Source organism: Streptomyces yamdrokensis (assembly GCF_053890455.1).
Window position 1 is genome coordinate 4522530 of sequence record NZ_CM132679.1, and the last position, 12520, is coordinate 4535049.

At 70.0% G+C, this 12520-nt stretch carries 11 protein-coding genes; all 11 read left to right on the forward strand.

The window, feature by feature from the left end; translation table 11 throughout:
- The first annotated feature begins 1 nt into the window (after position 1).
- The 11 genes from ACWZEH_RS20250 to nuoL are packed head-to-tail and all read left to right on the forward strand — an operon-like array spanning position 2 to position 12519.
- Positions 2–556 carry a NuoB/complex I 20 kDa subunit family protein gene (locus ACWZEH_RS20250; RefSeq protein WP_042164915.1) on the forward strand — a complete coding sequence of 185 codons (555 nt, stop codon included), beginning with the start codon at positions 2–4 and terminating at the stop codon, positions 554–556.
- Positions 553–1302, forward strand: coding sequence for an NADH-quinone oxidoreductase subunit C (locus ACWZEH_RS20255; RefSeq protein ID WP_456192561.1), 750 nt, complete (start codon positions 553–555; stop codon positions 1300–1302). The genes ACWZEH_RS20250 and ACWZEH_RS20255 overlap by 4 nt, the downstream gene beginning before the upstream one ends.
- Positions 1299–2639 (forward strand): NADH-quinone oxidoreductase subunit D, encoded by a 1341-nt coding sequence (locus tag ACWZEH_RS20260; RefSeq protein ID WP_456192562.1) that lies wholly within the window; start codon positions 1299–1301, stop codon positions 2637–2639. Before ACWZEH_RS20255 ends, ACWZEH_RS20260 begins: the two co-directional genes overlap by 4 nt.
- Positions 2636–3496 (forward strand): NADH-quinone oxidoreductase subunit NuoE, encoded by an 861-nt coding sequence (nuoE, locus tag ACWZEH_RS20265; protein WP_456192563.1) that lies wholly within the window; start codon positions 2636–2638, stop codon positions 3494–3496. The genes ACWZEH_RS20260 and nuoE overlap by 4 nt, the downstream gene beginning before the upstream one ends.
- Positions 3496–4842 carry an NADH-quinone oxidoreductase subunit NuoF gene (gene nuoF / locus ACWZEH_RS20270; protein WP_456192564.1) on the forward strand — a complete coding sequence of 449 codons (1347 nt, stop codon included), beginning with the start codon at positions 3496–3498 and terminating at the stop codon, positions 4840–4842. The genes nuoE and nuoF overlap by 1 nt, the downstream gene beginning before the upstream one ends.
- A complete protein-coding gene (locus ACWZEH_RS20275; RefSeq protein WP_456192565.1) occupies positions 4839–7373 on the forward strand; it encodes an NADH-quinone oxidoreductase subunit G in 2535 nt (844 codons plus the stop codon). The genes nuoF and ACWZEH_RS20275 overlap by 4 nt, the downstream gene beginning before the upstream one ends.
- Complete coding sequence (gene nuoH, locus ACWZEH_RS20280) at positions 7370–8752, forward strand: NADH-quinone oxidoreductase subunit NuoH (protein ID WP_456192566.1); 1383 nt, start codon at positions 7370–7372, stop codon at positions 8750–8752. Before ACWZEH_RS20275 ends, nuoH begins: the two co-directional genes overlap by 4 nt.
- Positions 8745–9395 (forward strand): NADH-quinone oxidoreductase subunit NuoI, encoded by a 651-nt coding sequence (nuoI, locus tag ACWZEH_RS20285; RefSeq protein ID WP_456192567.1) that lies wholly within the window; start codon positions 8745–8747, stop codon positions 9393–9395. The genes nuoH and nuoI overlap by 8 nt, the downstream gene beginning before the upstream one ends.
- Entirely contained in the window at positions 9392–10234 is an 843-nt protein-coding gene (locus ACWZEH_RS20290; RefSeq protein WP_456192568.1) for an NADH-quinone oxidoreductase subunit J, read from the forward strand. Before nuoI ends, ACWZEH_RS20290 begins: the two co-directional genes overlap by 4 nt.
- Positions 10231–10530 (forward strand): NADH-quinone oxidoreductase subunit NuoK, encoded by a 300-nt coding sequence (gene nuoK, locus ACWZEH_RS20295; protein ID WP_003974374.1) that lies wholly within the window; start codon positions 10231–10233, stop codon positions 10528–10530. Before ACWZEH_RS20290 ends, nuoK begins: the two co-directional genes overlap by 4 nt.
- A 15-nt stretch (positions 10531–10545) precedes the next feature.
- On the forward strand, positions 10546–12519 hold the full coding sequence (gene nuoL, locus ACWZEH_RS20300) for an NADH-quinone oxidoreductase subunit L (protein ID WP_456192569.1): 1974 nt from the start codon (positions 10546–10548) through the stop codon (positions 12517–12519).
- Position 12520 lies beyond the last annotated feature (1 nt).

Here is a 12520-nt window from a genome sequence, read left to right on the forward strand (position 1 = left end):
CATGGGACTCGAAGAAAAGCTGCCGAGCGGATTCCTGCTGACCACCGTCGAGCAGGCCGCGGGCTGGGTGCGCAAGTCGTCCATGTTCCCCGCCACGTTCGGGCTCGCCTGCTGTGCCATCGAGATGATGACCACCGGTGCCGGCCGCTACGACCTGGCGCGCTTCGGCATGGAGGTCTTCCGCGGCTCGCCGCGGCAGGCGGACCTGATGATCGTGGCCGGCCGGGTCAGCCAGAAGATGGCGCCGGTGCTGCGGCAGGTCTACGACCAGATGCCGAACCCCAAGTGGGTGATCTCCATGGGGGTCTGCGCCTCGTCGGGCGGCATGTTCAACAACTACGCGATCGTCCAGGGCGTCGACCACGTCGTCCCGGTCGACATCTACCTGCCCGGCTGTCCGCCACGGCCCGAGATGCTGATGGACGCCATTCTCAAGCTCCATCAGAAGATCCAGGGCTCCAAGCTCGGTGTGAACGCCGAGGAGGCGGCCCGCGAGGCGGAGGAGGCGGCGCTCAAGGCCCTGCCCACCATCGAGATGAAGGGGCTGCTGCGATGAGCGACGCGAACGACACCGCGGGCGACGGCGTGAACCCCGAGAAGGACCTCTCCGCCGAGAACCTCCCCGGCCAGCGGGGCGAGGGCGGTGAGGAGATCCGCGTACAGCGGGGAATGTTCGGAGCCGACAACGGCGGCGACACCTCCGGTTACGGCGGTCTGGTCCGCTCGATCCGGTTCCCGGGAGCCTCGAACCGCCCCTACGGCGGGTGGTTCGACGAGGTGGCCGACGAACTGGAGGGCGCGCTGGAGGAGCAGGGTCTCCTGCCGGAGAACGCCATCGGGAAGACGGTCGTCGACCGCGGCGAACTCACCTTCCACATCGAGCGCGAGCACCTGCTCCGGGTCGCGACGACCCTGCGCGACGACCCCGCGCTCCGCTTCGAACTGTGCACCGGCGTCAGCGGCGTGCACTATCCCGGCGACAAGGGCCGCGAGCTGCACGCCGTCTACCACCTGCGCTCGATCACCCACAACCGGCTGATCCGCCTGGAAGTCGGCGCTCCCGACAGCGACCCGCACATCCCGTCACTGTGCTCCGTCTATCCGACGAACGACTGGCACGAGCGCGAGACGTACGACTTCTTCGGCATCGTCTTCGACGGTCACCCGGCCCTCACGCGGATCCTGATGCCGGACGACTGGCAGGGGCATCCACAGCGCAAGGACTATCCCCTCGGCGGCATCCCCGTCGAGTACAAGGGCGCCCAGATCCCGGCTCCGGACCAGCGGAGGTCGTACTCATGAGCACGTCGAACACTTCCGCGGCCTCCGCCGCCTTTGCGCGCGAGACCACGGAAGGCACCGTCTACACCGTCACCGGCGGAGACTGGGACGAGGTCGTCGAGACGGCGCAGCGCAGTGACGACGAGCGCATCATCGTCAACATGGGCCCGCAGCACCCGTCCACGCACGGTGTGCTCCGGCTGATCCTGGAGATCGACGGCGAGACGGTCTCCGAGGCCCGCTGCGGCATCGGCTACCTCCACACTGGCATCGAGAAGAACCTCGAGTACCGGACCTGGACCCAGGGCACCACGTTCGTGACGCGCATGGACTACCTGACGCCGTTCTTCAACGAGACGGCGTACTGCCTGGGAGTGGAGAAGCTCCTCGGCATCGAGGAGCAGATCCCCGACCGCGCCTCGGTCGTCCGCGTGCTCCTGATGGAGCTGAACCGGCTCTCCTCCCACCTGGTGTGCATCGCCACCGGAGGCATGGAGCTCGGCGCCACCACGATCATGATCTACGGATTCCGTGATCGTGAACTCATTCTCGACGTCTTCGAGCTCATCACCGGCCTGCGGATGAACCACGCGTACGTCCGCCCCGGCGGACTCGCCCAGGACCTGCCGCCCGGCGCGGTGGACCAGATCCGCGAGCTGGTGAAGAAGCTGCGCAAGAACCTCCCGGAGTACGACGCGCTCGCCACCGGGAACCCCATCTTCAAGGCCCGTATGCAGGACGTCGGCCATCTGGACCTGGCCGGCTGCATGGCCCTCGGGGTGACCGGCCCGGTCCTGCGCTCCACCGGCCTGCCGAACGACCTGCGCAAGGCGCAGCCGTACTGCGGGTACGAGACGTACGACTTCGAGGTCCCCACCGCGGACACCTGCGACTCCTACGGCCGCTTCCTGATCCGGCTGGAGGAGATGCGCCAGTCGCTGCGCATCGTCGAGCAGTGCCTGGACCGGCTCCAGCCCGGACCGGTCATGGTCGCCGACAAGAAGATCGCCTGGCCCGCCCAGCTCGCCATGGGCCCGGACGGACTGGGCAACTCCCTCGACCACATCAAGAAGATCATGGGTACCTCCATGGAGGCCCTGATCCACCACTTCAAGCTGGTCACCGAGGGTTTCCGCGTACCGCCGGGACAGGCGTACGCGGCCGTCGAGTCGCCCAAGGGCGAGCTCGGGGCGCATGTCGTCTCCGACGGCGGCACCCGCCCCTTCCGGGTCCACTTCCGCGACCCGTCCTTCACCAACCTGCAGGCCATGGCGGCGATGTGCGAGGGCGGCCAGGTCGCCGACGTCATCGTCGCCGTCGCATCCATCGACCCCGTGATGGGAGGCGTCGACCGGTGACCACCTCATCCTCGGAGCGGGGCGTCAGTCTGGGCATGCCCCAACTGCCCCCGCCCGCCTACCCGGACGACGTCCGGGCCCGGCTGGAGACCGACGCGCGCGAGGTCATCGCCCGCTACCCGGACTCCCGGTCGGCCCTCCTGCCGCTGCTGCACCTCATGCAGGCCGAGGAGGGCCATGTCACGCGCACCGGGATGCAGTTCTGCGCGGACGTGCTCGGCCTGACCACGGCCGAGGTCACCGCCGTCGCCACCTTCTACTCCATGTACCGGCGCCGGCCGAGCGGTGACTACCAGGTCGGGGTGTGCACCAACACCCTGTGCGCCGTCATGGGCGGCGACGCCATCTTCGAGGAGCTCCAGGAGCACCTGGGCGTCGGCAACGGCGGGACCACCGACGACGGCAAGGTCACCCTCGAGCACATCGAGTGCAACGCGGCCTGCGATTTCGCGCCCGTCGTGATGGTCAACTGGGAGTTCTTCGACAACCAGGACCCGCAGAGCGCCAAGCGCCTCGTCGACGACCTGCGGGCCGGCCGCCCCGTCTCGCCCACCCGCGGGGCGCCCCTGTGCACGTTCAAGGAGACCGCCCGGATCCTGGCCGGTTTCCCCGACGAGCGGGACGGCGCCGTCGACGCCACGGGAAGCGCGGGCCCCGCCTCCCTGGCCGGCCTGAAGCTGGCCAAGGGGGAGGCCGCCCCCGCGCGCGTGGTGCACCCGCGCGGTGAGGCGTCCCAGGACAGCCCGCCGCACGACCCCTCACCGGCGGAGCACCTCAGCTCGCACGACGCGCCGCAGGACACGTCGGCCTCCGATCCGGCGCATCCGGCCGGACCCACCGCCGAGGAGGGGGAGTGATGACCTTGGCACCCGAACTCAAGGACACCGGCCCGGAGAAGCTGCTCGCACCCGTGCTGTCGGCCTTCTGGGACGAGGACAGGTCCTGGACCCTGGACGTCTACAAGAGGCACGAGGGATACGAGGGGCTCCGCAAGGCGCTCGCCATGTCACCGGACGACGTCATCGCGTACGTCAAGGAGTCCGGTCTGCGGGGGCGCGGAGGCGCCGGCTTCCCGACGGGAATGAAATGGCAGTTCATTCCCCAGGGCGACGGAAAACCGCACTATCTGGTGGTCAACGCCGACGAGTCGGAGCCCGGAACGTGCAAGGACATCCCGCTCCTCTTCGCGAACCCGCACAGCCTCATCGAAGGCATCGCCATCGCCTGTCACGCCATCAGGTCGTCCCACGCCTTCATCTATCTGCGGGGTGAAGTCGTCCCCGTACTGCGGCGGCTGCACGAGGCCGTGCGCGAGGCCTACGCGGCGGGCATCCTCGGCGAGAACGCGCTGGGCAGCGGGCTCGGCCTCGACCTCACCGTGCACGCCGGCGCCGGCGCGTACATCTGCGGTGAGGAGACCGCACTGCTCGACTCGCTCGAAGGGCGCCGTGGCCAACCGCGGCTCCGCCCCCCCTTCCCCGCCGTCGCGGGCCTCTACGCGTGCCCGACCGTGGTGAACAACGTCGAGTCGATCGCCTCGGTTCCCGCCATCATGAACCGGGGCAGGGAATGGTTCCGCTCGATGGGGAGCGAGAAGTCGCCCGGCTTCACCCTCTACTCCCTCAGCGGCCACGTCGCACGCCCCGGACAGTACGAGGCCCCGATGGGCATCACACTGCGCCAGCTGCTCGACATGAGCGGCGGCATGCGGCCGGGGCACCGCCTGAAGTTCTGGACGCCGGGCGGCTCCTCGACGCCGATGTTCACCGACGAGCACCTCGACGTGCCCCTCGACTACGAGGGAGTGGGCGCCGCCGGTTCCATGCTCGGCACGAAGGCCCTCCAGTGCTTCGACGAGACGACCTGCGTCGTACGGGCCGTCACCCGCTGGACCGAGTTCTACGCCCACGAGTCCTGCGGCAAGTGCACGCCCTGCCGCGAAGGCACCTACTGGCTCGTGCAGCTGATGCGCGACATCGAGGCCGGCAAGGGCCGGATGTCCGACCTCGACAAGCTGAACGACATCGCCGACAACATCAACGGCAAGGCGTTCTGCGCCCTCGGCGACGGCGCCGCCTCGCCGATCTTCTCCTCGCTCAAGTACTTCCGTGAGGAGTACGAGCAGCACATCACGGGCCGGGGCTGCCCCTTCGATCCCGCGAGGTCGACGGCCTGGGCCGACCGCACGGAGGTGCACGCATGACTGTGACCACCAGCTCTCCCTCCGGCGGGGGAGAGGCGGCGGTCCCGCCGGAGGACCTCGTCACGCTGACGATCGACGGCGTCGGGATCAGCGTGCCCAAGGGCACCCTGGTCATCCGGGCCGCCGAACAGCTCGGCATCGAGATCCCCCGGTTCTGCGACCACCCCCTCCTCGACCCGGCCGGCGCCTGCCGCCAGTGCATCGTCGAGGTCGAGGGCCAGCGCAAGCCCATGGCCTCCTGCACCATCACCTGCACCGACGGGATGGTGGTGAAGACCCACCTCACCTCGCCCGTGGCCGAGAAGGCCCAGCACGGCGTGATGGAGCTGCTGCTCATCAACCACCCGCTGGACTGCCCGGTCTGCGACAAGGGCGGCGAGTGCCCGCTGCAGAACCAGGCGATGTCGCACGGCAACCCGGAGTCCCGCTTCGACGGCAAGAAGCGGACCTACGAGAAGCCCGTGCCGATCTCCACCCAGGTGCTGCTCGACCGGGAGCGGTGCGTGCTGTGCGCCCGCTGCACCCGGTTCTCGAACCAGATCGCGGGCGACCCGATGATCGAGATGGTCGAGCGGGGCGCGCTCCAGCAGATCGGCACCGGCGAGGGCGACCCCTTCGAGTCGTACTTCTCCGGCAACACCATCCAGATCTGCCCGGTCGGCGCGCTCACCTCGGCGGCCTACCGGTTCCGTTCCCGTCCCTTCGACCTGGTCTCCTCGCCGTCGGTGTGCGAGCACTGCGCCGGCGGCTGCGCCACCCGCACCGACCACCGGCGCGGCAAGGTCATGCGGCGGCTCGCCGCCGAGGACCCCGAGGTCAACGAGGAGTGGATGTGCGACAAGGGCCGCTTCGGGTTCCGGTACGCGCAGCAGCGGGACCGGCTGCAGACCCCGCTCGTCCGCAACGCCGAGGGTGAACTGGAGCCGGCCTCCTGGCCCGACGCGCTGCAGATCGCGGCCCAGGGCCTGCTGGCCTCCCGCGGCCGCACCGGCGTCCTGACCGGCGGCCGGCTCACCGTCGAGGACGCCTACGCGTACAGCAAGTTCGCGCGCGTGGCCCTCGACACCAACGACATCGACTTCCGCGCACGGGTGCACAGCGCCGAGGAGGCGGACTTCCTCGCCGCGCGGGTCGCGGGCCGCGGACGTGACCTCGGGGGCGCGTCCGGCGCGTCCGGCCAGGACGCGACCGACGGCGTCACGTACTCCTCGCTGGAGAAGGCGCCCGCCGTCCTGCTGGTCGGGTTCGAGGCCGAGGAGGAGGCGCCCGGTGTCTTCCTGCGGCTGCGCAAGGCATGGCGTACGCACGGACAGCGGACCTTCTCGCTGGCCACGCACGCCACCCGAGGCCTGGAGAAGGCCGGCGGCACGCTGCTGCCGGCGGCTCCCGGCACCGAGACCGAATGGCTGGACGCGCTCGCGAGCGGGGTCGGCCTGGAGGGCGACGGGGCCAGGGCCGCCGAAGCGCTGCGGGCCGAGGGCGCGGTGATCGTCGTCGGCGAGCGGATCGCCGCCGTCGAGGGCGGCCCGACCGCCGCCGTACGCATCGCCACCGCGACCGGCGCCCGGCTGGTGTGGATCCCGCGGCGCGCCGGGGAGCGGGGCGCCATCGAGGCGGGCGCGCTGCCGTCGCTGCTGCCGGGCGGGCGCCCGGCGACCGACCCGCGCGCGCGGGAGGAGGTCGCCGCCGTCTGGGGCGTCGCCGCCCTGCCGCACCGCTACGGCCGCGACACCGGTGAGATCGTCGGGGCCGCGGTGAGCGGCGAGCTGCAGGCGCTGCTGGTCGCGGGCGTGGAGGTCGCCGACCTGCCCGACCCGCCGCGCGCGCGTGCGGCACTGGCCGAGGCCGGTTTCGTGGTCTCGCTGGAACTGCGCCCCAGCGAGGTCACCGAACTCGCCGACGTGGTGCTGCCGGTGGCCGCCGTCGTCGAGAAGGCCGGCGCCTTCCTCAACTGGGAGGGCAGGGTCCGGTCCTTCGCGTCGGCGCTCAAGCCCGAGCAGATGACCCGCACCCTGCCGCCGACCGACGCGCGCGTGCTGCACATGCTGGCCGACGCCATGGACGTGCACCTGGGTCTGCCGGACCTGCGCACCGTCCGCGCGGAGCTCGACCGGCTCGGCGCCTGGGAGGGCCCGCGGGCCACCGGGCCCCTGGAGAGGGCGGGCGCGCTGCCCCGGCCGGCCGCCGGGGAGGCGGTGCTCGCCGGGCACCGGCTGCTGCTGGACCAGGGACTCCTGCAACAGGGCGACGAGGCGCTCGCCGGCACCCGGCACGCCGCGTACGCGCGCGTGTCGGCCGCCACGGCCGCCGAGGTCGGCGTCAAGGACGGCGACCCGCTGGCCGTGACCGGTCCCGCGGGGACGGTCGAACTGACCCTGAGCGTCACCGAGATGCCCGACCGCGTGGTGTGGCTCCCGCTGAACTCCGCCGGCGACGGCGTCGCCTCCGACACCGGGGCACTGCCCGGCGCCCTCGTCCGTATCGGCCCGGCGTCACTCGCCGGCGAGGCCCCCAAGGAGGTGGAGGCATGAGCCCGTACTTCGCCGCTGAAGACCTCTCGATGTTCGGCCGCGACCCCTGGTGGCTGGTCGTGATCAAGGCGGTCTTCTGCTTCGCCTTCGTCATGGTGACGGTGCTGATCGCCATCGTGATGGAACGCAAGGTCGTCGCCTGGATGCAGCGGCGCATCGGTCCGAACCGGAACGGGCCCTGGGGCATGCTCCAGTCGCTCGCCGACGGCGTGAAACTGATGCTCAAGGAAGACGTCGTCGTCAAACGCGCCGACAAGGCGGTGTACATCCTGGCGCCGATCGTCGCGGCCGTCCCGGCCTTCATGGCGATCGCGGTGATCCCCTTCGGACCGTCCGGCAACGAGATCTCGATCTTCGGCCAGCGGACCACGATGCAGCTCACCGACCTGCCGGTGGCGCTGCTCTACATCCTCGCGGTCGCCTCGATCGGCATCTACGGCCTCGTTCTCGCCGGCTGGAGCTCCGGATCCACGTACCCGCTGCTGGGCGGGCTGCGCTCGTGCGCGCAGATGATCTCCTACGAGATCGCCATGGGGGCCGCCTTCGCCTCCGTGTTCCTCTACTCGGGGTCGATGTCGACGTCGACGATCGTCGAGCAGCAGGCCGACCGCTGGTACATCCTGCTGCTGCCGGTCTCCTTCCTCATCTACATCGTGACGATGGTCGGCGAGGTCAACCGCGCCCCCTTCGACATGCCGGAGTCCGAGGGCGACCTGGTCGGCGGCTTCAACACGGAGTACTCGTCGATCAAGTTCGCGATGTTCATGCTCGCCGAGTACATCAACATGGTCACCGTCTCGGCCGTAGCCGTCACCCTCTTCCTGGGCGGCTGGCGCGCTCCGTGGCCGGTCAGCACCTTCTGGGAGGGCGCGAACCACGGCTGGTGGCCGATGCTCTGGTTCGTCGTCAAGGTCCAGCTGCTGCTGTTCATGTTCGTCTGGCTGCGCGGCACGCTCCCGCGCGTGCGGTACGACCAGCTGATGAAGCTCGGCTGGAAGGTCCTCATCCCGGTCTCCCTGGTGTGGCTGATGGCCGTCGCCACGGTGCGGGTCCTGAGGAACGAGAACTACGGCTTCGCGGACATCGCCCTCTACATCGCCGCCGGAGTCCTCGTCCTGTTGCTGCTGTCCTTCGTCGCCGACATGTTCCGGGCGAAGGGCAGGAAGGCCGAGGACGGCGAGGGGGCCGAGGGCGCGGGCGGCGAACCGCCCGCCTTCGACCCGATGGCGGGCGGGTTCCCCGTACCGCCGCTGCCCGGACAGGAGCTCCCGCCGGTGCCGCGACGCCGCTCGCGCCGGGAGCGGGAGCTCGTCGCCAGTGGCGGGCCCGATACCCACAGTGACGGATCTCTGGATGGAAAGGAGGCGTCCGATGACTGAGGAGCCCAAGGAGGCCGGGCAGACGAAGCCCGGTTTCCAGAACCCCGTGGCCGGCTTCGGTGTGACCTTCAAGGCCATGTTCAAGAAGCGGCTGACCGAGCAGTACCCGGAGCAGCAGAAGACCACGGCCCCGCGCTTCCACGGACGGCACCAGCTCAACCGCCATCCGGACGGCCTGGAGAAGTGCGTCGGCTGCGAGCTGTGCGCCTGGGCCTGTCCCGCCGACGCGATCTACGTCGAGGGCGCGGACAACACCGAGGAGGAGCGCTACTCGCCCGGCGAGCGGTACGGCCGCGTCTACCAGATCAACTACGCCCGCTGCATCCTGTGCGGCCTGTGCATCGAGGCGTGCCCCACGCGCGCGCTGACGATGACCAACGAGTTCGAGCTGGCCGACTCCAGCCGCGCCAACCTCATCTACACCAAGGAGCAGCTGCTCGCCGGTCTGGAGGAGGGCATGGTCGACAGCCCGCACGCCATGTACCCGGGCACCGACGAGCAGGACTACTACCGGGGTCTGGTGACCGGGGCCGCCCCCGGGACGGAGCGGCAGGCGGCGCACTTTGAGGGCGAGGCCGTGCAGGAGGCCGACTCGACCTTCGGCGAGGACGAACCGGCGTCGGGGAAGGTGATCCGGGGATGACCGAGCACCTCGCCGCCTACTCCACCTCCACCGGAGAGGCCGTCCAGTTCTGGATCCTCGGCACGGTCGCCGTGATCGGCGCCCTGTGCACGATCCTGATGCGGCGGGCCGTGCACAGCGCGCTCTGCCTCGCCGGGACCATGATCATCCTGGCGGTGTTCTACCTCGCCAACGGCGCCTACTTCCTCGGCGTCGTCCAGATCATCGTCTACACCGGCGCGATCATGATGCTGTTCCTGTTCGTGGTGATGCTGGTCGGTGTCACCGCGGCGGACTCCCTGAAGGAGACCATCAAGGGCCAGCGCTGGCTCGCCCTGCTGTGCGGGCTCGGCTTCGGCATCCTGCTCGTCGGCGGCATCGGCAACGCGGCGCTCACCGAGTTCAACGGCATCGGGCAGGCGAACGCGAACGGCAACGTGGAGGGCCTCGCCGCCCTCATCTTCACCAAGTACGTCTTCGCCTTCGAGATCACCGGCGCCCTGCTCATCACGGCCGTCGTCGGCGCCATGGTGCTCACCCACCGCGAGCGCACCGAGCGGGCCAAGACCCAGCGGGAGCTGGCCGGGGAGCGCGTCCGCGAGGGCAAGCAGCTCCCGCCGCTGCCGGCCCCGGGCGTGTACGCCCGGCACAACGCGGTGGACATCCCGGGCCTGCTGCCCGACGGCACCACGTCCGACCTCACCGTCAGCAGCACGCTGCGCGAGCGCGGCCAGATCCGGGACGTGTCCCAGGAGGCGCTCAGCGACCTGCGGTCGCTGGAGCGGCGCTCCGAGGAGCGGCTCGAGCGTACGGCGCTCGAGCCGACGTCGTCGGAGCGGGCCGAGGAGGCATCGAAGTGAACCCGGTCAACTACCTCTATCTCGCGGCACTGCTGTTCACGATCGGCGCCACCGGTGTCCTCATCCGGCGCAACGCGATCGTCGTCTTCATGTGCATCGAGCTGATGCTCAACGCCTGCAACCTCGCGTTCGTCGCCTTCTCCCGTATGCACGGCAACCTCGACGGCCAGATCATCGCCTTCTTCACGATGGTCGTCGCCGCGGCGGAGGTCGTGGTCGGGCTGGCGATCATCGTCTCCCTGTTCCGTTCCCGCCACTCGGCCTCGGTCGACGACGCCAGCCTGATGAAGCTGTGAGGGGTCGCTAGAACCGTGACTAATGCAGAGAATCTGATCGCGCTGCTGGTGGCGGCGCCCCTGCTCGGAGCGGTGGTCCTGCTCTGCGGCGGCCGCCGGCTGGACGCCGTCGGTCACTGGATCGGCACGGTGCTCGCCGCCGCGTCCTTCCTGATCGGCGTCGTCCTCTTCGCCGACATGCTGGGCAGCGCCGCCGCCGACCGCACCCTGACGCAGCATCTGTTCAGCTGGATCCCGGTGGAGGGATTCCAGGCCGACGTCGCCTTCCGGCTCGACCAGCTGTCGATGACGTTCGTCCTGCTGATCACCGGCGTCGGCTCGCTCATCCACCTGTACTCGATCGGGTACATGGAGCACGACGAGCGGCGCCGCCGCTTCTTCGGCTACCTGAACCTGTTCCTCGCGGCGATGCTGATCCTCGTCCTCGCCGACAACTACCTGCTGCTGTACGTCGGCTGGGAGGGCGTCGGTCTCGCCTCCTACCTGCTGATCGGCTTCTGGCAGCACAAGCCCAGCGCCGCGACCGCGGCGAAGAAGGCCTTCCTGGTCAACCGGGTCGGCGACATGGGCCTGTCGATCGCGATCATGCTGATGTTCCTGTGGTTCGGCACCTTCGCCTTCGGGCCGGTGCTCGGCAGCCACGGCGAGGCCGGGCTGGCCGGCGCCGCCGACGAGGGCAAGCTCACCGTGATCGCCCTCATGCTGCTGCTCGCCGCCTGCGGCAAGTCCGCCCAGGTACCGCTGCAGTCCTGGCTCGGGGACGCGATGGAGGGCCCGACCCCGGTCTCGGCCCTGATCCACGCCGCGACCATGGTGACGGCGGGCGTCTACCTGATCGTCCGCTCGGGCGCGGTCTTCAACGGCGCCCCGGACGCGCAACTGGTCGTCACCATCGTCGGCGCGGTCACGCTGCTGTTCGGTGCGATCGTCGGTTGTGCGAAGGACGACATCAAGAAGGCGCTGGCCGGTTCGACGATGTCGCAGATCGGCTACATGGTGCTCGCGGCGGGCCTCGGCCCCATCGGCTACGTCTTCGCGATCATGCACCTGGTGACGCACGGCTTCTTCAAGGCCGGGCTGTTCCTCGGCGCCGGTTCGGTCATGCACGGCATGAACGACGAGGTCGACATGCGCCGCTACGGCGGACTGCGCAAGCACATGCCGGTCACCTTCGTCACCTTCGGACTCGGCTACCTCGCCATCATCGGCTTCCCGGGTCTGTCCGGCTTCTTCTCCAAGGACATGATCATCGAGTCGGCGTTCGCCAAGGGCGGCACCGAGGGCTGGATCCTCGGCGGCGTGGCCCTGCTGGGCGCCGCGATCACCGCGTACTACATGACGCGCGTGATGCTCATGACGTTCTTCGGCGAGGAGCGCTGGCGGGAGGCTCCGACACCGTCCCCGGCCGGGCCCGGAGCGGAGCCGGCCGCGGAGACCCGGGGCGAGTACACGCCACCCCACCCGCACGAGTCGCCGAAGAGCATGACGATCCCGATGATCGTGCTCGCCTTCGGTTCCGTGTTCGCCGGCGCGTTCTTCGGCATCGGCGACCGGTTCGTGCACTGGCTGGAGCCCATCACCGGGCACGACCACGGCCACGCGCCGATCAGCGCCCTGACGGTCACGCTGTCCACGGTGGCGGTCATGGTCATCGGCGTGGCGATCGCCTGGGGCCAGTACGGGCGCCGCCCGGTCCCGGCGCTCGCCCCGCGCGGGTCGCTGCTCACCCGGGCGGCCCGGCGCGACCTGCTCCAGGACGACTTCAACCACGTGGTCCTGGTGCGCGGCGGCGAACACCTCACACGCTCCCTGGTGTACGTCGACCACACCCTGGTCGACGGCGTCGTCAACGGAACGGCGGCCTCGTTCGGCGGCCTGTCCGGGCGGATGCGCAGGCTGCAGAACGGCTTCGCGCGCTCCTACGCGGTCTCGATGTTCGGGGGCGCGGCCGTCCTGGTCGCCGCGACCCTGCTGATGAGGGCGGTCTGAT

Bases quoted from the DNA above. Each gene is read 5' to 3' on its own strand.
- ACWZEH_RS20250 (WP_042164915.1), top strand. From the start codon at position 2: ATGGGACTCGAAGAAAAGCTGCCGAGCGGATTCCTGCTGACCACCGTC.
- nuoH (WP_456192566.1), top strand. From the start codon at position 7,370: ATGAGCCCGTACTTCGCCGCTGAAGACCTCTCGATGTTCGGCCGCGAC.
- ACWZEH_RS20275 (WP_456192565.1), top strand. From the start codon at position 4,839: ATGACTGTGACCACCAGCTCTCCCTCCGGCGGGGGAGAGGCGGCGGTC.
- ACWZEH_RS20260 (WP_456192562.1), top strand. From the start codon at position 1,299: ATGAGCACGTCGAACACTTCCGCGGCCTCCGCCGCCTTTGCGCGCGAG.
- nuoI (WP_456192567.1), top strand. From the start codon at position 8,745: ATGACTGAGGAGCCCAAGGAGGCCGGGCAGACGAAGCCCGGTTTCCAG.
- ACWZEH_RS20255 (WP_456192561.1), top strand. From the start codon at position 553: ATGAGCGACGCGAACGACACCGCGGGCGACGGCGTGAACCCCGAGAAG.
- ACWZEH_RS20290 (WP_456192568.1), top strand. From the start codon at position 9,392: ATGACCGAGCACCTCGCCGCCTACTCCACCTCCACCGGAGAGGCCGTC.
- nuoF (WP_456192564.1), top strand. From the start codon at position 3,496: ATGACCTTGGCACCCGAACTCAAGGACACCGGCCCGGAGAAGCTGCTC.